Genomic DNA, 23,706 nt, shown 5'->3' on the forward strand with positions numbered 1-23,706 from the left:
AACCTCTGTGTCCTCCGTGTCCTCTGTGGTGAAATATAATGAATGATGATAATACAAACTATGGAATCTGAAATAAATAAATCCCCGAAGGCTTCCGCCTTTACGCTGATTGTGGCTTTTGTCTGTGTGGCGTTGGTCGGGCTGGCGCTTGTTCCCCTGTTGCCTGTCAAACTGAACCCGTCACGGACGCTGCCCGGCTTCACGGTACGTTTCAGCATGCCCGGCACTTCGGCGCGTGTGGTGGAGATGACGGCTACCAGCAAACTGGAGGCGATGCTTGCCCGCGTGAAAGGGATTCGGGGAATTTACTCCACTTCGGGAAACGGGTGGGGAAGTATCAGCGTGAATTTGGATAAGCATGTGGATGCGGCAGTCGCCCGCTTTGAGGCTTCTACCATTATCCGCCAGACGTGGCCGGAATTGCCGGACGGGGTGAGCTACCCGTATATTCAGATGCAGAGCCCGGGACAGAGCAGCCAGTCTCCTTTCATGACGTTTACAATTAATGCGCCCGCTACGCCTGTATTGATTCAGCAGTACGCGGAAGAACATATAAAAACACGCTTGGCACAGCTTTCGGGGATTTATAAGATTAACCTTAGCGGTGCTACCCCGATGGAGTGGCGGTTGGAGTATGATTCCGAACAGTTGCGTGCGCTTGGGATAAGTACGGATGATATCCGCGAGGCGGTCCGGTTGCATTATCAGAAAGAGTTCATGGGTACTTATGATGTGGAGCAGGGCGCTTCGGACAGGCAGTGGATACGTCTGGCACTGGTTCCCGAATCTGAAAACAAAGACTTCGAACCGGAAAGCCGGGATTTTGATGCGGGACGCATACAGGTAAAGATGAAAGACGGGAGAATTATCGGCCTGAATGAGCTGGTGAAGGTGTCCCGTGTGGAAGAGCAGCCGCAGAGCTATTACCGGATTAACGGGCTGAATTCGATTTACCTGTCTGTCGTGGCGGAAGAAACGGCTAACCAGTTGGCATTGAGCAAGGAAGTGAAAGCGTATATGGATGGTATCCGGCCGCTGCTTCCGGCGGGGTATGAGATTCACACCAGTTATGACGCGACGGAGTTTATTCAGGAAGAACTGAACAAGATTTATCTGCGTACGGGAGTGACGGTAGCCATTCTGCTTCTGTTTGTATTGCTGATTACTTTCAGTCCCAAATATCTGTTTTTGATTGTAGTCAGCCTGTCCGTCAATATAGCGATAGCCGTTATTTTTTATTATGCGTTCGGATTGGAGATGCAATTATACTCTTTGGCAGGCATCACCGTCTCTTTGAATCTTGTGATTGACAATACCATTGTGATGAGCGACCACTATCTGAGGCGCGGGAACCGGAAGGTGTTCATGTCCGTGCTGGCAGCTACGTTGACAACGATAGGGGCACTGGCTATCATCTTCTTCCTGGATGAGAAGATACGTCTTAATTTGCAGGACTTTGCCGCTGTGGTGATTATCAATCTGGGAGTTTCATTATTGGTCGCCCTGTTGTTTGTCCCTTCCCTGATTGACAAAATCGGACTGGAACGGTGGAAGAAGACATCTCTTTCAAAACTCGGAAGGCGGATGGGCAGCGTGCGTCCCTTTGTGTGGATGCGTTCGAAAATGCGGCGTGTTCCGGTTTATTTCAGCCGTTTTTACGGGTGGCTGATAAGGATTCTCTGCCGTTGGCGGATGGCGGTCTGCATACTGTTATTGCTGGCTTTCGGATTGCCGGTATTCCTGTTGCCGGAAAAGATGAAAGGGGATGACAAGTGGGCGGAAGCTTATAATAAGACGCTGGGTACTTCCACTTATAAGGAAAAGGTGAAACCGATAGTGGACAAGGCATTGGGCGGAACGTTAAGGCTGTTTGTGCAAAAGGTATATGAGGGGAGTTACTTTACCCGCAATGAAGAGGTGGTGCTCCATGCCAATGCCAATCTGCCGAATGGCAGCACACTGGAACAGATGAATACACTGGTTAAGAAGATGGAAACCTATCTGAGCGGATTTAAGGAAATCAGGCAGTTTCAGACGTCTGTGGAAAGTGCCCGCAGGGCATCCATCCATATTTATTTCACGAAAGAACACCAGAAAAGCGGTTTCCCTTATACGCTGAAGGCCAATATGATTGGCAAGGCGCTCCAACTGGGTGGCGGTGACTGGAGCATCTACGGATTGCAGGACCAGGGATTCAGTAATAATGTACGTGAGAATGCAGGCTCTTTCCGGGTGAAGATGTACGGGTACAATTATGATGAGTTGTATGCACAGGCGGAAAAGTTGAAAGAAAAGCTGTTGTCCCACCGCCGTATCCGGGAAGTGACCATCGGTTCCGATTTCTCCTGGTGGAAGGATGATTATATGGAATTCTATTTCAATCTGGACAAACGGCGGATGGCAGAGGAAGGGATTGGAGCCGGGAGACTGTTTTCCGCTATCCGTCCGGTATATGGGCGGAATATGGAAATCGGTTCGGTGGTGACGGAAGAGGGTACGGAAAAGATAAAACTTTCTTCGCGGCAGTCGGAAGAGAGGGATGTATGGGCGATGCAGCATTACCCTTTCGAGGCGGGCGGTAAGGAGTATAAGCTTTCGGAACTGGCAACCGTGGAAAAAGGACAGATGCCGCAGGAAGTGGCGAAGGAGAACCAGCAGTACCGGCTATGCCTGCAATATGAGTATATCGGCTCTTCGGAACAGGGAAACAAACTGTTGAAGAAAGACCTGGAAGAGTTTAACGGGCTTCTTCCGATGGGATATACCGCCAAATCGGAAGAAAACAACTGGGCATGGGGTGGAAAGGGCAACAAGCAGTATCGTCTGCTCCTGATAGTAATTGCCATCATCTTCTTTATCACGAGTATCCTGTTCAATTCTCTGAAACAGCCGTTGGCGATTATCTTTGTGATTCCGGTATCTTATATCGGCGTGTTCCTTACATTCTACTGGTTTAAACTGAACTTCGACCAGGGCGGTTTTGCCTCCTTTGTCCTGCTTTGCGGCATTACGGTAAATGCGAGTATTTATATCCTGAATGAATATAATTCTATCCGCAAGCGTTTTCCGTGTCTTTCGCCGCTCCGGGCTTATGTGAAAGCCTGGAACACAAAAGTAATTCCTATTTTCCTGACAGTGGCTTCCACTATCCTGGGCTTTATCCCTTTCATGGTGGGAGCGGAGAAAGAAGGGTTCTGGTTTCCGTTGGCGGCAGGCACTATCGGGGGATTGATAATGTCCGTAATCGGGGTATTTATTTTTCTGCCAGTGCTGACGTTGAAGAAAAGACACAAGAAAATGAAAAACAATTCGTTCAATAATCAAGATGATGCATGTATGCCAATTAAAAAACACTAAGTTAATCTCTTATTTTTTAAATATTGATTCTTTTCGAGCTTTTTCTTATTTTTATTGACTTAATTTGTATCGAATTTTATTTGAATATTGGTTTATGAAACACATTCTTCTATGCCTTATCTTTGTCTTGCAAACGTCACTTTTGTTTGCGACAGGTCTTTTATGTGATTACATATATATTAATGGTGAAAAATGGTTTCTAATGGATAAACCATTGGAAAGAGATTCGACCGTGTATGCCAATCTGAAAAAGTATCTGCCTGAAGGACGGATTATGTCTACTGCTAATTGGGATGGTTACACGGGGCATTGGATAGTAATAGATGGAAAAATATACTTGCAGAAGATAGATGTCGATATGTATTCATCAAAAGGTGGAGAGGACTATACGCTTACATACACTACGGATTCTTTAAAAAAAGTGTTTACTTCTTATTCTGATGAGAAAGGCATCTGTGCTAAGTGGTTGAATGGTACAATAAGAAGCGGACAGGGAAAAATAATTCGATATGTACACTCGGGTTTCAATCGGAATATGGAGAAAGAGCATGTAATGTACATACGTAATGGCGTCATCGTAGAGCAAGAACTTTACCATAACTGGAAGACAGAAGGAATAGCTTTGCTAAACGCCAGATGGGAACTGGAAAAAAGATTTCCTTTTGAACGGTTCCCAGAAATGGTAGGGAAAAGGATTGTCTTTATTATTAGAGACTTGGAGATGTTTCCTGATGGCCATTTTCGCGATTGCCGTATTGATGTTAGGCTACCCGATACGGAGAATTATGTAAATGACCAGCAGCATCCGGTTATCAAAGCTTTTAAAGCGGTCATGAAAGATATTTATCCGTGGGAGGTTTTATATCTCAATGGGAAATATACAATGGATTGTATTAGTTATGGAATACCTTTACAATATCCCATATTGACAGCGCATACCACAGAAGAGTATCGAGAACCGGGTGTACCTGTTTGCTACTTGAATACACGAAAAGATACTATTATACCATTTGGAAAGTATAAATACTTCAATAGCGATACAATTCGGCATATCGGCTTTGTTGTGGACAAAGAGATTGTCTGTATAGATAATAAAGGAAATGAATTGTTTGATGTGTTTTGTTTCGATAATAGCGTCGACCCGGTGAAAGAGGGTTTGTTTCGTATTAAAGACAAGACGGGAAAGATTGGATTTGCTGATACATTGGGTAATATAATTATTAAACCTCAATTTGCTTTTGCTTATCCTTTTGAGAACGGTAAGGCAAAAGTAACTTATTCTGGTAAGAAATCTTTTATAGATAAACAGAAAGAACATTGGAAATGGGAAAGCGACTCTTGGTTCTATATCGACCGGAATTAAGTCTTTATTTTCCTGCTGGTGCTGACGTTGAAGAAGCATAGCTTTGCGGCATCTAAAGCTATGCTTTAAGGATGCTAAAGCGTAGCTTTATCCGGTCTAAAGCTACGCTTTTCATTATCTTACCAATTGTTCCCAGCATTACTGCTATTGATAAGCATTTCCACCCGTTGTTTGTACAGATTCGCTCCTTCGGCAATATTCTTTCCCGCATCTGCGGTTCCCATTCCGTAAACGACAATGGGTGTCTGCCATGCCATACCCGAATGAATCGCGCTGCCCTGATACGGGCGTAGAAGTTCGTCGGTTGTGAAGCGGTTTCGCCCGCCACTACGGTAAGCGTCATATTCGGAGCCGGTAGTTGTTACCACCATCAATGGCTTGCCTGCGACAGCCGGAGTCTTGGACAAGTAAGTGAACACTTCGTCCTGCCATTTTTTTAGTAATGACGGGGCAGCCATCCAATAGAAAGGAAACTGGTAGATGACAGCCGAAGCGTCGGAGATGATTTTGCTCCATTCGTCCACATTGAAAGCGATTTCCTCGGACAGTTCGTAAAGGTTGAAAACCGCCACTCCTTCAATGTCACTGACAGCATCGATTAATGCTTTGTTTGCCTGTGATTCTTTGATGTTTGGGTGAGCCAGCAGAATCACGACTTTTCTTAAATCTTTATTCATATTCAATCAGGTATTTAGGATGATACAACTACTTATATAATATAAAGGTCTAAAAATAAGAAAAAGTTCTCGAAAAGCAATATCTTAATTAAAAATAAAACAATCCCTCTTTACTTTTGAATTTGTATTTTTGCATCCATGTTCGTAAAACGTTACTTTAGATAATAATAGTAGATATGATAGATTTTACCCGGTTTCCTTCTCCCTGCTACATTATGGAAGAAGAACTTTTAAGAAAGAACCTGAGTTTGATAAAAAGCGTAGCCGACAGGGCGGGAGTGGAGATTATCCTGGCTTTCAAGTCGTTTGCCATGTGGCGCTCTTTTCCTATATTCCGCGAATATATCAATCATTCAACGGCCAGTTCGGTATATGAAGCCCGCCTGGCATTGGAAGAATTCGGCAGTAAGGCGCATACCTATTCTCCTGCCTATACAGAACAGGATTTTCCGGAAATCATGCGTTGCAGCAGCCATATCACATTCAACTCAATGGCGCAGTTCGAACGCTTCTATCCGATGACGGTAGCCGAAGGAAGCGGAATTTCTTGTGGTATCCGTGTGAATCCCGAATATTCGGAGGTGGAAACGGAACTTTATAATCCGTGTGCGCCCGGTACCCGCTTCGGGATAACGGCTGATTTGTTGCCGGAGACACTGCCGCAAGGGATTGAGGGTTTTCATTGCCATTGCCATTGCGAATCTTCTTCCTTTGAGTTGGAACGTACATTGGAACATCTGGAAGAGAAGTTTGCCCGTTGGTTCCCGCAGATTAAATGGTTGAATCTTGGCGGCGGGCATCTGATGACCCGCAAAGATTATGATACGGAGCATCTGATAAAACTGCTACAAGGATTGAGAGCACGCTATCCGCATTTGCAGATTATCCTGGAACCCGGTTCGGCTTTTACCTGGCAGACGGGTGTCCTGACTTCCGAGGTAGTGGATATTGTGGAGAGCCGTGGAATCAAGACTGCCATCCTGAATGTCAGCTTCACCTGCCATATGCCTGATTGCCTGGAGATGCCTTATCAGCCTGCCGTTCGGGGTGCGGAAATGGGGAATGAAGGAAAATACATTTACCGTCTTGGAGGAAATTCCTGTCTGAGCGGTGACTATATGGGATTGTGGAGTTTCGACCATGAGTTGCAAATCGGTGAGCGGATAGTGTTCGAAGACATGATTCACTATACGATGGTAAAGACAAATATGTTTAACGGAATTCATCATCCTGCCATCGCTTTATGGACAAAAGAGGGGAAGGCTGAAATTTACAAGCAATTTTCTTATGAGGATTATCGTGACCGAATGAGTTGATAATCAAAAAGATTGTTTTGCGGCGGGGGCAAAGTGTGCGGATTTCTTAAAAAAAAGTGTGCAGAATGTTTGCAGGTTTACGGAAAATCCCTACCTTTGCAACCGCAAACGAAAAAATGCGGAAATAGCTCAGTTGGTAGAGCATAACCTTGCCAAGGTTAGGGTCGCGAGTTCGAGTCTCGTTTTCCGCTCATGTTTCTTTGAAATGCTGGAACAATAATCTTTGCCCAGGTGGCGGAATTGGTAGACGCGCACGTTTCAGGTGCGTGTGTCGAGAGGCATGCAGGTTCGAGTCCTGTTCTGGGCACAGAGATTAGCTTTTAGAATAATGGAGAGGTGGCGGAATTGGTAGACGCGCTACTTTGAGGGGGTAGTGACAGTTATGTCGTGGGAGTTCGAGTCTCCTTCTCTTCACAGTTCATTGAAGTTTATTTGCGGAAATAGCTCAGTTGGTAGAGCATAACCTTGCCAAGGTTAGGGTCGCGAGTTCGAGTCTCGTTTTCCGCTCTTGTTTCTTTGAAATGATGGAACTAAGTTTTGCCCAGGTGGCGGAATTGGTAGACGCGCACGTTTCAGGTGCGTGTGTCGAGAGGCATGCAGGTTCGAGTCCTGTTCTGGGCACCAATCTTTCAGTTTTCTGAATGACGAAATTTAGTTTGCGGAAATAGCTCAGTTGGTAGAGCATAACCTTGCCAAGGTTAGGGTCGCGAGTTCGAGTCTCGTTTTCCGCTCCACATAGATACGAGGTTGTCAGTCGATAAGATTGGCAACCTCTTTTTTGTATTATATCGGAAGTTTGCCGGACGATTTTATCAATAGATTGAATAGAAAAGCGTAATTTTGCAACTGAAAAAATCAATGTACTCCCCCCAAAAAAGAGCGTCATTGATTTACACAGACCTATAATTAATTTAATAACAAATGATATGTTAACACAAATCATTAATGCACGCATCCTGACCCCGCAAGGCTGGCTCAAGGATGGGTCGGTACTTATCCGCGACAATAAAATTCTGGAAGTAACTAACTGTGACCTTGCCATTATCGGAGCCAAACTGATTGATGCCAAAGGAATGTACATTGTTCCCGGCGGAGTAGAAATACATGCTCATGGCGGTGGCGGAAGAGATTTTATGGAAGGTACGGAAGAGGCTTTCCGGACAGCTGTCAAAGCTCATATGCAACACGGTACTACCAGTATTTTCCCCACTCTTTCTTCTTCAACCATTCCTATGATTCGTGCGGCTGCGGAGACTACCGAGAAAATGATGGCGGAACCCGATAGCCCGGTACTCGGACTTCATCTGGAAGGACATTATTTCAATATGGAAATGGCAGGCGGGCAGATTCCTGAAAATATCAAGAATCCCGACCCTGAAGAATATATCCCGTTGCTCGAAGAAACGCATTGTATCAAGCGTTGGGACGCTGCGCCAGAGCTTCCGGGAGCCATGCAGTTCGGCAAGTATATCACGGCGAAAGGCGTATTAGCTTCAGTAGGACATACACAAGCGGAATTTGAGGATATACAGACCGCTTATGAGGCAGGATATACCCATGCTACCCATTTCTACAACGCTATGCCGGGATTTCATAAGCGGAAAGAGTATAAATATGAAGGTACGGTAGAAAGTATTTATCTGATTGACGATATGACGGTGGAAGTTGTGGCGGACGGTATCCATGTGCCTCCGACGATTCTGCGTCTTGTCTATAAAATAAAAGGAGTGGAGCGTACCTGTTTGATAACGGATGCGTTGGCTTGTGCGGCGAGTGACAGTCAGACGGCTTTCGACCCGCGTGTGATTATAGAGGATGGCGTTTGTAAACTGGCAGACCGTTCCGCTTTGGCGGGAAGTGTGGCGACAATGGACCGCCTCATTCGTACGATGGTGCAGAAAGCGGAGATTCCTTTGGCAGATGTGATAAGGATGATTTCCGAAACGCCTGCCCGCATCATGGGAGTGCTGGAACGCAAAGGTACGCTCGAACGTGGTAAGGATGCCGATATCATTGCTTTGGACAGAGACTTGAATGTAAGGGCTGTATGGGCAATGGGACAATTGGTGGAAGGCACCAACAAACTGTTTTAAATCTAATAAAAAGGAAGACTATGTTAACTCAGATAATTAACGGAAGAATACTTACCCCGCAAGGTTGGCTGAAGGATGGTTCCGTATTGGTTTGTGATGGAAAAATATTAGAGGTGACCAACAGCGACCTGGCGGTTATCGGCGCAACGGTGATTGATGCCCGCGGGATGACAATCGTGCCGGGATTTGTAAGCATGCACGCACACGGTGGTGGCGGGCACGACTTTACCGAAGCGACGGAAGAGGCTTTCCGTACGGCAACCACCGCTCATTTGAAGCATGGCGCCACTACCATGTTTCCTACTTTATCGTCTACTTCTTTCGAAAGGCTTTATCAGGCAGTCGATGTTTGCGAGAGTATGATGCAGGAGAAAGATTCTCCGATTCTCGGCTTGCACATCGAAGGGCCTTACCTGAATCCGAAGATGGCAGGTACGCAGTATGACGGTTTCCTCAAAACACCGGATGAGAATGAATATATTCCTTTATTGGAGCATACCTCTTGCATCAAGCGTTGGGACATCAGCCCTGAATTGCCCGGTGCGCATGATTTTGCGAAGTACACCCGTTCAAAAGGAATCATGACGGCCGTGACGCATACAGAAGCCGAATATGATGAGATTAAGGCTGCATACGCAGTAGGATTTACTCATGCGGCGCATTTCTATAATGCAATGCCGGGTTTTCACAAACGTCGTGAATACAAGTATGAGGGTACGGTGGAAAGCGTATATCTGACGGACGGAATGACGGTGGAAGTGATTGCAGACGGTATTCATTTGCCGGCTACCATATTGAAATTGGTGTATAAGCTGAAAGGGGTGGAAAATACCTGTCTCGTGACGGATGCCCTGGCCTATGCCGCTTCTGACGGGACTGTACCGGTTGACCCTCATTATATTATTGAAGGCGGAGTGTGCAAGATGGCAGACCATTCTGCGTTGGCGGGCAGCTTGGCTACTATGGATATACTGGTGTGTACGATGGTTAAGAAAGCGAATATACCTTTGGAAGATGCTGTGCGTATGGCTTCCGAGACTCCTGCCCGTTTGATTGGTGTAAGCGACCGGAAAGGGGCGCTGGCTAAAGGAAAAGATGCCGATATTGTGATTCTTGACAAGGAATTGAATGTGCGTTGTGTGTGGTCGATGGGAAAGATTGTCCCGGGAACTGATATCCTGTTGCACAAATAACGGTTGAAATAATACGAAAAAAGATAGCCCTGATTCTGAATGTAGATTTGGAATCGGGGCTTATTTTTTTATGATATATGAATGGTGCAGACAGCCTTTTCTAATCAAATTCTAATCTGAAATGAGAGCCTTATAATGGCTTTTTCCCCTCTCTCCGGTTGCGGATTTGTAATTTTGTCGCGAAAACTACGATAAGGTAACAAAGATTAAACGCAATGAACAGAGTATTTCTAATTTTCTTCCTTCTTCTGTTGACGAGAGGGGTGGTATGTGCCCGGCAGATTCCGGGCACGTTGACATTGAAGGATGCGGAACAACGCTTCCTGGAACGTAACTTGTCATTGATAGCCGAACGCTATAACATCGACATGGCACAAGCCCGGGTGCTGCAAGCCCGATTGTTTGAGAATCCGGTGATATCATTGGAACAGAATGTCTATAACCGGCTCAACGGAAAGTATTTCGATTTTGGCAACGAGGGCGAAACGGTTGTAGAGATTGAACAGGTGATTCGTCTTGCCGGACAACGTAACAAACAGGTGAAACTGGAGAAAATCAATAAGGAGATAGCCGGATACCAGTTTGAAGAAGTGCTGCGGACGCTTCGCCGGGAACTGAATGAGAAGTTTGTACAGGTTTATTTCCTTTCCAAATCTCTTTCTATCTATGAGCAAGAAGTAAATTCCCTGCAAGCGTTGCTTGCCGGAATGAAGTTACAGCAGGAGAAAGGGAATGTTTCATTGATGGAAATGTCCCGCCTGGAGTCTATGCTCTTTTCTTTGAAGAAAGAGAAGAATGAACGGGAGAGCGAGCTGTTGTCTCTCAGAGGGGAGTTTAATATGCTGCTCAATCTTCCGGCAGATGCCCGGATTCCATTGTCATTGGATGAGGAAGTACTGAAACAACTTGATTTATCCCGGCTGTCGTTTGCCGATTTGAAAGCAATGATAAATGAACGTCCGGATTTGAAAATCGCCCGGAGTACGGTAAGTGCTTCCCGCGCCAACCTGAAGTTGCAGAAGTCGATGGCTTTCCCAGAGTTTTCGGTGAAAGGTAATTACGACCGTGCCGGAAACTATATCAATAATTATTTTGCAGTGGGAGTAAGCCTGTCCGTACCTATTTTCAACCGTAACCAGGGAAATATAAAGGCTGCCCGGTTCAGCATCGAGCAGGCGGGAGTGCAGCAGGAAGATGCCGCCAACCGTGCGGATATGGAACTTTATACCGCCTATACCTCATTGGAGAAGGCCTTACAACTTTATCAATCTACCAATATGGATTTGGAACGCAACTTCGAGAAACTGATAACAGGGGTAAACGAGAACTTCAGCAAACGCAATATCAGTCTGCTTGAGTTTATCGATTACTACGACAGTTATAAAGCAACTTGTATTCAACTGCATGAGATAAAGAAAGATGTGTTTCTCGCCATCGAAAACCTGAATACAACTATCGGGCAAAATATATTGAACTACTAATATTTATAAATTATCAAAGACTATGAACTGGAATAAATACCTTCCTTGCATATTGCTCACCACCTTGTTGGGAGCATGCTCCGGCAAAGGAGAACAACCGAATGTCGAACCTGCTGCCTTATGCCTGACGGACAGTTTGCTGAAAGTCGTATCCGTCGATACGGTTCACGTTCAGGAAGTGATAGATGAACTGACATTGAACGGACGGGTAGCTTTCAACGAAAATCAAGTGGCACATGTATATCCTCTGTTTGGCGGCACGGTGACGGAATTGAAGGCCGAGATTGGAGATTTTGTGCGTAAGGGAGAAGTGCTTGCAGTCATCCGTAGCGGGGAAGTGGCGGAATATGAAAAGCAACTGAAAGACGCGGAACAGCAATTGCTGTTAGCCCGCAGAAATATGCATGCCGCACAGGATATGTATTCGTCCGGAATGTCTTCCGACAAAGACGTGCTCCAGGCAAAACAGGAGTTGGCAAGTGCCGAAGCGGAAGAAAGAAGGATAAAGGAAATTTTCTCTATCTATAACTTCTCGGGAAATGCCTATTATCAGTTGAAGTCGCCCGTATCGGGCTTTATCGTTGAGAAGCAAATCAGCAGGGATATGCAGTTGCGCCCTGACCAAAGCGAAGAGCTGTTTACGATTTCCGGACTTTCCGATGTATGGGTGATGGCAGATGTGTATGAGAGCGATATCAGCAAAGTTTCCGAAGGAGCTTCGGTACGTATTTCCGCATTGGCATATCCCGATAAGACGTTTGCCGGAACGATTGACAAGGTATACCATCTGCTGAATAATGAAAGTAAAACGATGAGTGTACGTATCAAACTCAAGAATGAAGATTATCTGTTGAAGCCGGGAATGTTTGCGAACGTAAGCGTGAAATGCCGGGCGGACGGGACTTCCATGCCCCGCATAGATTCTCATGCACTGGCATTTGAAGGAGGCAAGAACTATGTAGTCGTAGTGGAACCGGACCAGCGCCTGCAAGTGAAGGAAGTAGACGTCTACAAGCAGTTGGGCAAGGAATGTTATATCCGTTTCGGGCTTTCCGAAGGAGACAGGGTGTTGAATAATAATGTATTGCTGGTGTATAATGCATTGAATGCAGATTAAAAACGAAGAATAGTATGCATAAATTCATAGACAATATAGTGGCTTTCTCGTTGAAGAATAAATTCTTTATTTTCTTCTGTACGGCGATTGCCGTTATAGCCGGGGTTGTCTCTTTCAAGCACACTCCGATAGATGCTTTCCCGGATGTGACAAATACGAAAGTGACGATTATCACGCAGTGGGCGGGACGCAGCGCGGAAGAAGTGGAGAAGTTCATCACGATTCCTATTGAAATAGCCATGAATCCGGTTCAAAAGAAAACGGATATCCGTTCGACTACGCTTTTCGGGCTTTCAGTCATTAATGTTATGTTCGAAGACCGGGTAGATGATTTTACAGCCCGCCAGCAAGTATATAATTTGCTTAACGATGCCGATTTGCCGGATGGAGTGACACCGGAAGTGCAACCTTTGTATGGCCCCACGGGTGAGATTTTCCGCTATACGTTGCGCAGTGACAAACGCAGCGTACGGGACTTGAAAACCATTCAGGATTGGGTGATTGAGCGTAATCTCCGTTCGGTGTCCGGTGTGGCGGATATTGTGAGTTTCGGCGGCGAGGTGAAAACTTTCGAGGTGAGCGTGAATCCTCACCAGTTGATTAATTACGGCATAACTTCTCTCGAACTTTATGACGCGATAGCCAAGAGCAATATCAACGTAGGGGGAGACGTGATTACCAAAAGCTCGCAAGCCTATGTGGTCCGCGGCATCGGTTTGATTAACGACTTGGATGAACTGCGGAATATTGTGGTGAAGAACATCAACGGCACCCCGATTTTGGTAAAGAATCTTGCCGATGTGCACGAATCATGCCTGCCCCGTCTCGGACAGGTGGGACGGATGGATGAGGATGATGTCGTTCAAGGCATCGTAGTGATGCGGAAAGGGGAGAACCCGGGCGAGGTTATCGCCGGTTTGAAAGACAAGATAGAAGAATTGAATCAGAATGTGCTTCCGAAGGATGTGGAAATAGTCCCGTTCTATGACCGTGAGGATTTGGTCGACCTGGCTGTAAAGACGGTGACGCATAATTTGATTGAAGGAATATTATTGGTGACCTTTATTGTTTTAATTTTCATGGCAGATTGGCGGACCACTGTGATTGTTGCTGTTGTCATCCCATTGGCTTTATTATTCGCATTCATCTGTTTACGTGCAATGGGGATGTCCGCCAATCTGCTTTCTATGGGAGCCATCGACTTCGGTATCATTATTGACGGGGCTGTGGTGATGGTGGAGGGAGTATTTGTCGCCTTGGACAAGAAAGCCAGACAGGTGGGAATGCCTGCTTTCAACGTGATGTCGAAAATGGGATTAATCCGTCATACGGCAAAGGACAAGGCGAAAGCGGTATTTTTCTCCAAACTGATTATCATTACAGCCCTGATTCCTATCTTCTCTTTTCAGAAAGTGGAAGGAAAGATGTTCTCGCCATTGGCGTACACGCTGGGCTTTGCTCTGTTGGGAGCCCTTATTTTTACGCTTACGTTAGTGCCGGTCATGTCTTCCATGTTGCTGAAGAAAAATGTTCGTGAGAAAAACAATCGTTTTGTCCATTTTATCAATACAAGATGTTCGGCTCTTTTTGATACATTCTATGCGCACAGAAAGCTGGCTATCGGACTGGCTACGGTGGTAGCGGGCATCGGCTTGTGGCTTTTCTCTTTCCTGGGGACGGAATTCCTTCCGCAGTTGAACGAAGGCTCTATCTATATCCGCGCCACTTTACCGCAAAGTATTTCATTGGATGAATCGGTGGCACTTGCCAATAAAATGAGGAGTAAGCTGCTGACATTCCCCGAAGTGCGGCAAGTATTGTCGCAGACCGGGCGACCGAATGACGGCACGGATGCTACCGGATTCTATAATATAGAATTTCATGTCGACATCTATCCCGAAAAGGAGTGGGATAGCAAGCTGACCAAGTTGCAGTTGATTGACAAGATGCAGGACGATTTATCTATTTATCCCGGCATTGACTTTAACTTTTCCCAGCCGATTACGGATAATGTGGAAGAGGCTGCTTCCGGTGTGAAAGGTTCTATTGCTGTGAAGGTCTTCGGTAAAGACTTGTACGAGTCGGAAAAGTATGCGGTTCAGATTGAGAAGATTCTTGCTACGGTGCAGGGAATTGAGGATTTGGGAGTGATTCGGAATATCGGTCAGCCGGAACTTCGTATCGAATTGAATGAACGGCAGTTGGCACGCTACGGGGTAGCCAAGGAAGATGTGCAGTCGATTATCGAGATGGCTATCGGCGGCAAATCAGCTTCACTGCTCTATGAAGATGAACGGAAATTCAACATCATGGTGAGATATAGCGAACAGTTCCGGCAGAATGAAGAAGAGATAGGCAAGATACTGGTTCCGGCAATGGACGGGACGATGGTGCCTGTCAAGGAACTGGCGGATATAACGACCATTACAGGGCCGTTATTGATTTTCCGTGATAACCATGCACGCTTCTGCGCGGTGAAGTTCTCGGTGAGAGGGCGGGATATGGGTACGGCAGTTGCCGAGGCTCAGAAAAAGGTGGACACATCCGTACATCTGCCTGCAGGATATTCCTTGAAATGGACGGGTGATTTTGAAAACCAGCAACGGGCCACGAAGCGGCTGGCGCATGTAGTGCCTGTCAGTATCGCCATTATCTTTATCATTCTGTTTATCCTCTTCTCTAATGCGAGAGATGCCGGACTGGTGTTGCTGAATGTACCGTTTGCGGCTGTCGGTGGGATTGTAGCTCTTCTGCTCACACGGTTCAACTTCTCCATTTCGGCGGGTATCGGCTTCATAGCCTTGTTTGGTATCTGTATCCAGAACGGGGTGATTATGATATCCGATATTAAAGCGAATCTGAAACTGGGCTTCCCGTTGCAGGAAGCCACCAAAGAGGGAGTGCGTTCGCGTATCCGTCCTGTGATAATGACGGCGGCGATGGCAGCCATCGGTTTGATGCCCGCAGCCATGAGCCATGGTATTGGTTCGGAATCACAACGTCCGCTCGCGATTGTCATTATCGGCGGATTGATAGGAGCCACTTTTTTTGCATTGTTTATTTTTCCTCTCATTGTAGAGGTGGTCTATGAACGGATGTTGTACGATAAAAACGGTAAGTTATTGCAAAGACGTATATAAATAATTTCATTATCTATTCTATGAAAAAAACTCTCATAGATTAAATTGTATGTTTTCAGTAGGTAGAAGTGAGAAAGGGATAAAAGAGGGTGAAATTAAAAAATCACCCGTACTTTTGTCCCTTTTTCTATTTCGGAAGATATCTCCAGTTTGCCGTTGTAGGCGGATATAATCTTCATTGTCAGGCTAAGTCCGATTCCTTGTCCTGTATAGTCGTGCGTGTTGCTGCCCCGGTAGAAGGACTGGAAGATATGCTCTATTTCTTCCTGTGGAATCCCGATTCCCCGGTCTTCTATTTCAACTATGGTTTGCTGGTTGGTACGGGAAAGGGTAATATTCACTTCTTTTTCTGAATACTTGCAGGCATTATCTATGATATTCTTCAACGCTATTTTCAGCAGATAGGGATTGGCTTTTGCGGTGGCTTGTGCACCGGATTCCCGGATATGAAGCCGGATTCTGTCACAGTCTTCTGCCAAGTCAGTCAGTATATCCTGCAGAGGGATTTCTTCCATATTATTTTTCAGCAGTTCCTCGTCCTGTCGGGAAAGGAAAAGAAGATGGCGTATCAGATTGGAAAGCCGTTTGCTTTCCGATGAAATCCGTTGCAGGGCTTCCACATATTCTCCGGTACTTCTTTCTTTGAGCAAACTGATTTCACACTCTCCCTGAATGGCGGTTATCGGGTTGTTCAACTCATGTGACGCATGGCTCACAAAGGATTTTTCCGCTTTAAAAGCGCTGTCCAGCCGGTCGAGCATACTGTTCAGAGTGACAATGATTTCTTCCAGTTCGTCATTGTTGCCTGTTTTTTTCAACCGCCGGTTGAGGCTGTTGGCACGTATCTTTTTCAGTTCTCTCAATATATGTTGCAGGGGAACCAGGATACGCCCCGAATATACCTTGCCTATAAAATATATCAGTACGGAACTGAACAACACCAGGAATATGGAAAGCAGCAGCAGATGTTCTTGAATCTCTGCTCCGTAAGCATTGCGGGACATGACAAGAACGATGAAGTTTCCTTCGTTGTCGGGATAATAGAGGGCTGCCCCCAACTGGTCTTTGTATTTGAAAGAGACGGGAGTACTTTCTTTACCGGCTAGAAGAGATGTCTGTTGCTGCCGGGTGAGATACTTGTTCAGCGTGTCGCGTACTTCGGAGAGGCTGTCCATGTTCAGGAGAATTTCATGGGCTTCGGGCAACAGCTCGTCATATTTGCGTTGGATAAGCTGGTAGCTCTGTTCGTCCACTTCGTCTTTCTCCCAATGTTTCTGCGCGGTCAGGTAGGCTTTTTCGCAAAGATAGGAAGTATAGAGCCGGTTAATATACTGTGTGCTGAAAATATAGAATACAGCAATAATGATAACAGTGGTCAGCACGCTGACTAATGTATAGAAAAGAGCTATTTTAGAACCTACTTTCATATTTCTGCCGATGGGTGACTCGTTTAAGTATTCATGATATATCCCAATCCTACTACCGTATGAATCAGCTTCTTATCGAAATCACGGTCTATCTTTACCCGGAGATAGTTTACGTAGACATCCACGATATTGGTATTCGTATCGAAGTTCTTGTCCCACACATCTTTGAGCAGGGTGATGCGTGAGAGAGCCACTCCTTGATGAGTCATGAAATATTCGAGCAGGCGGTATTCCTTGACGGTAAGTTCGATGTCTATATCACCTCTTTTGGCTTTGCGGGTATTACAATCCAATATCAGGTCGCCACAAACCAGTTGGTTGGCAGTAATCTCTTTGCCGCGTCGCAGCAGTGCCTTGATACGTGCTTCCAGTTCCTGAAAGCTGAAAGGCTTGACAAGGTAATCGTCCGCTCCCGCATCCAGTCCTTTGACAATGTCTTCCGTTGTGCCCAGGGCTGTCAGCATAATGACGGGAGTCTGATAGCCGAACATCTGACGGTAGAGATGGCAGAGTTCCAGCCCGTTTATCTTCGGCATAATGATGTCCAGTATTAAAAGGTCGAAAGGCTCTTCCTGAAGGATTTTCCAACCGGTGTTGCCATCGTGACAGACGCTTACCGTATGTCCGAACTCTTTCAGCCCCCGTTCAATAAAGGAGGCGATATTTATTTCATCTTCAACCAATAGTATCTTTGCCATAATCGTACACTGTTTCGTGCAAAGATACTTTTTCTTTGCATTTGGCGAAAGAAATCCGCCTGACATTTAAGTGTTTCTTATTTCTGAATTGTATTATCTATAAACAATAGATATGCTATGAAAATAAATCATTTAGTCGGAGCTTTTCTGTGTATGCTGGGTTGTTATGCGTGTAGCAGTCCGAAAACAGAGGTCAAATCACCGGACGGTCATATTAAAATGTCCTTTACAGTAGACGAAAGCGGCAGACCACTCTATAACGTTTCAGTAGGTGACTCATTATTCATTGAAAATTCAGCGATGGGCTTCACGGAAGCCAACGGAGTATCCCTGGCAGACGGTTTCCAAATAAAAAGTACGACTTTTGACAGCAAGGACGAGACTTGGACACAGCCTTGGGGAGAGAATAAGACAAATCGGAACCATTATAATGAAATGGCAGTTAACCTGACTAACGGAAGCCGGGTGGAACTGACCCTTCGTTTCCGTGTATTCGATGATGGAGTGGGATTCCGCTATGAATATAGCGTCCCCACAACAGATTCGTTGATGATAACCGATGAACTGACTACTTTCCGTTTCCGTCAGGATGGCACTTCCTGGTCGATTCCCGCCAGTGCGGAAACCTATGAGTTGCTTTATAAGCAGCAACCTGTTTCCGAGGTAGAAACAGCAAATACTCCTTTTACTTTCAAAACGGCAGACGGCGTGTATGGCAGTATTCATGAAGCAGCTTTGTATGATTTCTCCGAAATGACTTTGAAGCAGATGGGAAATTATACATTGAAAGCGGAACTTGCTCCATGGCCTGACGGCATCAAGGTGCGCAAAGGGAACCAGTTTACTACTTCCTGGCGTACCATTCAGATTGCTTCCGAAGCTGTGGGGCTAATCAACTCTTCACTGATTCTGAATCTGAACGAGCCTTGCGTACTGGAGACTACCGACTGGATTCGTCCGTTGAAATATGTCGGTGTATGGTGGGGAATGCATCTCGGCGTAGAAACTTGGAAGATGGACGAACGCCACGGTGCCACCACTGCCAACGCTAAGAAATATATCGACTTCGCAGCCGCCAACAACATCGAAGGCGTTCTGTTCGAAGGTTGGAACGAAGGTTGGGAGAGCTGGGGCGGTATGCAGAACTTCGATTTTACAAAACCCTATGCTGATTTTGATATTGACGAGATAGTCCGTTATGCCAAGGAGAAAGGCATTGAAATCATCGGGCATCATGAGACAGGCGGAAATATTCCGAATTATGAGAGTCAGATGGATAATGCCATGCAATGGTACACCGACCACGGTATTTCTATACTGAAAACCGGTTATGCGGGAGCTTTCCCGAACGGACTTTCACACCATGGACAGTATGGAGTCAACCACTATCAGAAAGTGGTGGAAACGGCTGCCCGTCACAAAATGACACTGGATGCGCACGAACCGATTAAGGATACCGGTATCCGTCGTACATGGCCCAATATGATGACTCGTGAAGGCGCCCGGGGGATGGAATGGAACGCATGGAGTGAGGGCAACCCACCGTCTCATCATGTGATGCTTCCTTTTACCCGCCTGTTGTCAGGTCCGATGGATTATACGCCGGGCACTTTTGATATCCTGTTCTTGCAGACCAAAGATTCTCCCCGCCGTCAGAAATGGAATGACCAGGATAAGGGAAACAGCCGTGTGAATACCACTTTGGCAAAACAGATAGCCAACTGGGTGATTCTGTATTCTCCCCTGCAAATGGCTTCTGATATGATTGAACATTATGAAGGGCATCCTGCTTTTCAGTTCTTCCGTGACTTTGACCCGGATTGTGACGAGTCGAAAGCATTGGCGGGTGAACCGGGAGAATTCGTAGTAGTTGTGCGTAAAGCAAAAGGCAACTATTTCCTGGGAGCAGCTACCGATGAGAAGCCGCGCACACTGGAAATAAGACTGGATTTCCTGGAACCGGGCAAGCAGTACAAAGCCACCATCTATGCCGACGGGGAAAAGGCGGATTGGAAAACGAATCCTACGGATTATCAGATAACGGAGCAAACGGTGACTTCTGAAAATGTATTGACGGTACGGATGGCTGCCGGCGGTGGACAGGCTGTTTCATTCATGCCGCTTTGATTCGGAACAAATAGAATATTAGATTAGGTCAATAATAATGGAGATAGGTTTAGTTTTGAGGTAAGAAGATTGTTTGGAAGATAAACAGATATAAATAAAGTTGGTTAAGAGGTTAGGAAAAACGGTGGACAGCACTTGTGGCTGTTCACCGTTTTGGTTTTTAACTTAATCTTATGGTTTATGATATCACTGCATTATCCTTTCGCTTCCTGATACATAAAGCGTTTGATAGACTTTTTCGCAGTCTTTTCAAATTCTTCGAAATGGATTTTTATTTTGCTTATCTGCGAGTAGTTGGGAAGTTGCTGGTTCAGTTCGATACGGTTCTGTTCCATCACCTTCTGAATGTCTTCCTGTTGCAATCCATGGGCGAAAGCATCGTCAAAGTCCGGGTAGATGAGAGCCACCAGTTTCTCCTGCTGCAAGACGATGACTGATTCCGATATGTACGGCAGGTTGTTCAGCTTGCTTTCAATCTCTTCGGGGTAGATATTTTGTCCGCTCGAAGTAAGGAGCAGGTTCTTGCTGCGGCCACGGACGGTTATATATCCTTCTTCGTCCATTGTGCCGAGGTCGCCTGTATGCAACCAGCCGTGTACATCAATGATTTGTGAGGTAGCTTCAGGATTTTTATAGTATCCCAGCATCATATTCATTCCTCTGCAAATGATTTCTCCGGCATGTGTTTGGGGATTCGGCGAATCAATCTTTACTTCCATGCGTGTCGTTGCCTTTCCGCAGGAAGCGAGTTTCAGCGTCTCCCAACGGCTGGAGCAGATAATCGGACCGCATTCGGTCATACCGTATGCGATGGTATAGGGGAATCCAATCTTTTTGAGGAAAGCTTCCACCTCGGCGTTGAAAGGAGCACCGCCGACAATGATTTCGTCAAAGTTTCCGCCGAAGATTTCCATAGCCGCCTGGCGTGCCAAAGACTTAATCTTATCATTGACGATAGGTACTTTAAGCAACAGCTTGCCAATCTTGCTGTCTACTTTGGGCAGGATATCCTTCTTGATAATCTTCTCTACAATCAAGGGTACACAAGAGATAACTCTCGGCTTAATCTCTGCGAACGATTGGGCAATAATTTTCGGAGACGGCATACGTGTCAGGAAGTAGATATGTGCACCTGCCGAGAATCCGTACAGGAAGTCGTACACCATACCGAACACATGTCCCATGGGAAGCATGGAAACGATATTGTCTCCCGGTTTGACGGGAAGCATTTCGAAACAATAAGTCACGTTCGACCAGATACTACGGTAGGGGAGCATGACTCCTTTTGAATAGCCCGTAGTGCCCGAAGTGTAATTGATGATAGCCAGTTCTTCCGGTTTGTCTTTCCGGTAACAGATATGTTCCGGTCGGAAATTCTTGGGATACCGCTGGCCGTAAATGGCGTTCCGGTGTTCGAAAGCATAGGTGAGCTTTTCATTGCGTGATACCAGGGCGGAGAAGTCGGTCAATAGAGCGATGCCTTCCAGTAAGGGCATGGCATCCTCGTTCAGGTTTTCCCATGCCTGGTCGCCTACAAAAAGTAATTTAGCTTCGGAATGGTTGACGATATTATGAATGTTGTCCGCTTTGAATTCGTGCAGGATAGGCACAATGACAGCTCCATAGGTAATAGTTGCCAGAAAAGTAACCGCCCAATGGGCACTGTTTCGTCCGCAGACTGCTATCTTATCTCCAGGCTGGATTCCTGCGCTTTCCAGGACGATGTGAAATTTGGCGATTTTACGCGCTACGTCTTTATATTGAAGGGTGATTCCTTTATAGTCAGTTAAGGCATCTCTATCCCAGTTTTTGATGATGCTTTGCTCAATATAATCAATGAACTGATATTCTTGTTCCATTCGATTCTTGCACATTTAGTTTAAAACTGCGCAAATTTAATATTTCATAACTGTAACCCGAATTTTAAATTTAAGTTTTACGGTTAATTAACGGAGGTTGTCTGAACAATATTTTCCATTGATAGACGGGCTTTTTTGGTTTCTTCCTTCTAACTCATTCATTGATACGGCTGAAGCGTTAAGGGGGTATCGTTCACGTAATCCGTGCCTAAATATTAAGTTATATAAAGAGTTCCGGCAAATCTTTTCAGAGAGTATGCCTATTCTGTTTCTTCATTCTTGGATTTTTCGGAGATAAGCAGGAGTTTGTCCCCTTCATGCAACTTCAGTGTTCCGTTGGGAATCAGGAACTCATCTCCACGTTTCACAATCATTACCAGTGTGCCTTTGGGAAGATTCATATCCTTTAATGTATCAGCCTCTTCCAACATTTCACGAGTGACCGTCATATCACTAAGGTCGGAACCAATTTCTTCCGGCAGTTCGACGCCGAAGTCGTTGCCTGTCTTCTCCAAAGGTTCGGAGAGATGTAATAAACGTGCCACGAAAGAAATGGTCGTACCCTGTATGACCAGTGAAACAATCGTAATGAAGAACACTATATTAAAGATGATATTCGAGCCTTCTACTCCCGCAACCACCGGATAGGTGGCAAAGATGATAGGAACCGCTCCGCGTAATCCTACCCACGACACGAAAAAACGTGACTTCATCGTGATTTTCCGGAAGGGGAGCAAGCAGAGGAACACACTTAACGGGCGACCGATAACAATCATGAATACACCGATAAGTAAGGCTACGACTGCCACTTCCAGCATTTCGTGCGGATTGACAAGCAATCCGAGACAGAGGAACATAATGATTTGGAACAGCCAGGTCAGTCCGTCCATGAATGTATAGATTTCCTTGCGATGCATGATTTTGTTGTTTCCTACCATCATACCGGCGATATATACAGCCAGGTATCCGTTGCCTTTCAGCAAGTCGGTGATGGAGAAGGTAAAGAAGACGAAAGCCAATAATAAAATAGGATATAATGCCTGGTTGTCAATATTGAGTTTGTTCAACATTAGGATAGCCAGTTTGCCGAGTATGTATCCGGCGGCGGCACCTACAATAAACTGGATGAGAAAAGACGCTACGATAGCACCGACTCCCATACCTGCCGACTGGATAAACTGTATCAGGACAATGGTAAGCATATACGCCATCGGGTCGTTACTTCCACTTTCCAACTCCAGCATGGGGCGGAGATTGTGCTTTAAGTTCATCTTCTGCGAACGGAGAATGGCGAATACCGAAGCCGAATCCGTAGACGACATGGTAGCAGCCAATAGCAGGGAAGTGGTGATAGGTAAATAAATGTTCGTCCAACTCATGCCGGACAACCACCAGATAAAGAGTCCGGTGAAAAGAGCTGTAAGCAAAACTCCGACAGTGGAAAGCACGATACCGGGTCCCAGAATGGGTTTTATCTCTCTGAATTTCGTGTCCATACCACCCGAAAACAGGATGATGCTTAAAGCGACCATACCGATGAATTGAGCCTCTTTGGCGTTATGGAACTGGAGTCCTAAACCGTCGCTTCCGAATATCATTCCCACTACAAGGAATAGTAATAAGGTGGGTACTCCAAAGCGGTATCCGGTCTTTCCAACGACTATGCTGACGAAAAGTAAGATAGAACCGATAAGTAAAGTGTTTTCTGCTGTAAATATCATAGGAATATATTATAAAGTTATAAAATTGTCGTATTGGTTTTCACTGTGCGAAGTTACACATTATTAACAACAAATAAAAACCCTATTTGGATGTATTTTTGTCAAAAAAGGTAGTTAAATTGTCTAAAAGGGTTAAT

At 45.6% G+C, this 23,706-nt stretch carries 14 protein-coding genes and 6 tRNA genes; 15 read left to right on the forward strand and 5 right to left on the reverse strand.

Annotated elements, in window-relative coordinates; genetic code table 11:
* Nucleotides 1-60: 60 nt before the first annotated feature.
* A complete protein-coding gene (locus CLIN57ABFB40_RS05305; RefSeq protein WP_410489588.1) occupies nucleotides 61-3,357 on the forward strand; it encodes an efflux RND transporter permease subunit in 3,297 nt (1,098 codons plus the stop codon).
* Nucleotides 3,358-3,559: 202 nt separating this feature from the next.
* The gene (locus CLIN57ABFB40_RS05310) at nucleotides 3,560-4,720 is read left to right on the forward strand and encodes a WG repeat-containing protein (RefSeq protein ID WP_254871703.1); all 1,161 of its coding nucleotides are present in this window, start codon (nucleotides 3,560-3,562) and stop codon (nucleotides 4,718-4,720) included.
* 119 nt (nucleotides 4,721-4,839) lie between these two features.
* Here the strand turns inward: CLIN57ABFB40_RS05310 and CLIN57ABFB40_RS05315 are convergent, their stop codons facing one another.
* On the reverse strand, nucleotides 4,840-5,397 hold the full coding sequence (locus CLIN57ABFB40_RS05315; RefSeq protein WP_175629204.1) for an NAD(P)H-dependent oxidoreductase: 558 nt from the start codon (nucleotides 5,395-5,397) through the stop codon (nucleotides 4,840-4,842).
* A gap of 176 nt (nucleotides 5,398-5,573) precedes the next feature.
* Between CLIN57ABFB40_RS05315 and nspC the strand changes: the two genes are divergently transcribed.
* From nspC to CLIN57ABFB40_RS05375, 12 genes are all read left to right on the forward strand, one after another.
* Nucleotides 5,574-6,713, forward strand: a complete 1,140-nt coding sequence (nspC, locus tag CLIN57ABFB40_RS05320) for a carboxynorspermidine decarboxylase (RefSeq protein WP_175629205.1) — start codon at nucleotides 5,574-5,576, stop codon at nucleotides 6,711-6,713.
* Nucleotides 6,714-6,831: 118 nt separating this feature from the next.
* A tRNA-Gly gene (locus tag CLIN57ABFB40_RS05325) sits at nucleotides 6,832-6,904 on the forward strand.
* Between the two features lie 34 nt (nucleotides 6,905-6,938).
* A tRNA-Leu gene (locus CLIN57ABFB40_RS05330) sits at nucleotides 6,939-7,020 on the forward strand.
* Between the two features lie 23 nt (nucleotides 7,021-7,043).
* Nucleotides 7,044-7,127, forward strand: a tRNA-Leu gene (locus CLIN57ABFB40_RS05335).
* A gap of 20 nt (nucleotides 7,128-7,147) precedes the next feature.
* Nucleotides 7,148-7,220 (forward strand) — tRNA-Gly (locus CLIN57ABFB40_RS05340).
* A gap of 32 nt (nucleotides 7,221-7,252) precedes the next feature.
* Nucleotides 7,253-7,337: transfer RNA gene (locus CLIN57ABFB40_RS05345), tRNA-Leu, on the forward strand.
* A 34-nt stretch (nucleotides 7,338-7,371) separates the two neighbouring features.
* Nucleotides 7,372-7,447: transfer RNA gene (locus CLIN57ABFB40_RS05350), tRNA-Gly, on the forward strand.
* 192 nt (nucleotides 7,448-7,639) lie between these two features.
* On the forward strand, nucleotides 7,640-8,806 hold the full coding sequence (gene nagA / locus CLIN57ABFB40_RS05355) for an N-acetylglucosamine-6-phosphate deacetylase (RefSeq protein ID WP_175629206.1): 1,167 nt from the start codon (nucleotides 7,640-7,642) through the stop codon (nucleotides 8,804-8,806).
* Nucleotides 8,807-8,826: 20 nt separating this feature from the next.
* Entirely contained in the window at nucleotides 8,827-9,999 is a 1,173-nt protein-coding gene (nagA, locus tag CLIN57ABFB40_RS05360; protein ID WP_175629207.1) for an N-acetylglucosamine-6-phosphate deacetylase, read from the forward strand.
* Nucleotides 10,000-10,214: 215 nt separating this feature from the next.
* Nucleotides 10,215-11,480, forward strand: a complete 1,266-nt coding sequence (locus CLIN57ABFB40_RS05365; protein WP_175629208.1) for a TolC family protein — start codon at nucleotides 10,215-10,217, stop codon at nucleotides 11,478-11,480.
* A 22-nt stretch (nucleotides 11,481-11,502) separates the two neighbouring features.
* Nucleotides 11,503-12,597 carry an efflux RND transporter periplasmic adaptor subunit gene (locus CLIN57ABFB40_RS05370; protein ID WP_175629209.1) on the forward strand — a complete coding sequence of 365 codons (1,095 nt, stop codon included), beginning with the start codon at nucleotides 11,503-11,505 and terminating at the stop codon, nucleotides 12,595-12,597.
* Nucleotides 12,598-12,611: 14 nt separating this feature from the next.
* Nucleotides 12,612-15,737, forward strand: coding sequence for an efflux RND transporter permease subunit (locus CLIN57ABFB40_RS05375; RefSeq protein ID WP_175629210.1), 3,126 nt, complete (start codon nucleotides 12,612-12,614; stop codon nucleotides 15,735-15,737).
* Nucleotides 15,738-15,832: 95 nt separating this feature from the next.
* Here the strand turns inward: CLIN57ABFB40_RS05375 and CLIN57ABFB40_RS05380 are convergent, their stop codons facing one another.
* Together CLIN57ABFB40_RS05380 and CLIN57ABFB40_RS05385 are read right to left on the reverse strand one after the other, a co-directional pair.
* Nucleotides 15,833-17,164 (reverse strand): sensor histidine kinase, encoded by a 1,332-nt coding sequence (locus CLIN57ABFB40_RS05380; protein WP_175629211.1) that lies wholly within the window; start codon nucleotides 17,162-17,164, stop codon nucleotides 15,833-15,835.
* Between the two features lie 23 nt (nucleotides 17,165-17,187).
* Nucleotides 17,188-17,862 carry a response regulator transcription factor gene (locus CLIN57ABFB40_RS05385; protein WP_175629212.1) on the reverse strand — a complete coding sequence of 225 codons (675 nt, stop codon included), beginning with the start codon at nucleotides 17,860-17,862 and terminating at the stop codon, nucleotides 17,188-17,190.
* Between the two features lie 117 nt (nucleotides 17,863-17,979).
* On the opposite strand from CLIN57ABFB40_RS05385, the gene CLIN57ABFB40_RS05390 reads away from it, so the two are divergent.
* Entirely contained in the window at nucleotides 17,980-19,989 is a 2,010-nt protein-coding gene (locus tag CLIN57ABFB40_RS05390) for a glycoside hydrolase family 97 protein (protein WP_175629213.1), read from the forward strand.
* 194 nt (nucleotides 19,990-20,183) lie between these two features.
* Here CLIN57ABFB40_RS05390 and CLIN57ABFB40_RS05395 read toward each other — a convergent pair whose 3' ends face one another.
* Both CLIN57ABFB40_RS05395 and CLIN57ABFB40_RS05400 read right to left on the reverse strand, forming a co-directional pair.
* Nucleotides 20,184-21,848, reverse strand: coding sequence for a long-chain fatty acid--CoA ligase (locus CLIN57ABFB40_RS05395; RefSeq protein WP_175629214.1), 1,665 nt, complete (start codon nucleotides 21,846-21,848; stop codon nucleotides 20,184-20,186).
* Nucleotides 21,849-22,108: 260 nt separating this feature from the next.
* Nucleotides 22,109-23,569 (reverse strand): potassium/proton antiporter, encoded by a 1,461-nt coding sequence (locus CLIN57ABFB40_RS05400; protein ID WP_175629215.1) that lies wholly within the window; start codon nucleotides 23,567-23,569, stop codon nucleotides 22,109-22,111.
* Nucleotides 23,570-23,706: the final 137 nt, after the last annotated feature.

It is taken from the genome of Bacteroides acidifaciens (assembly GCF_903181435.1).
In the GTDB taxonomy this organism is placed as follows: domain Bacteria; phylum Bacteroidota; class Bacteroidia; order Bacteroidales; family Bacteroidaceae; genus Bacteroides.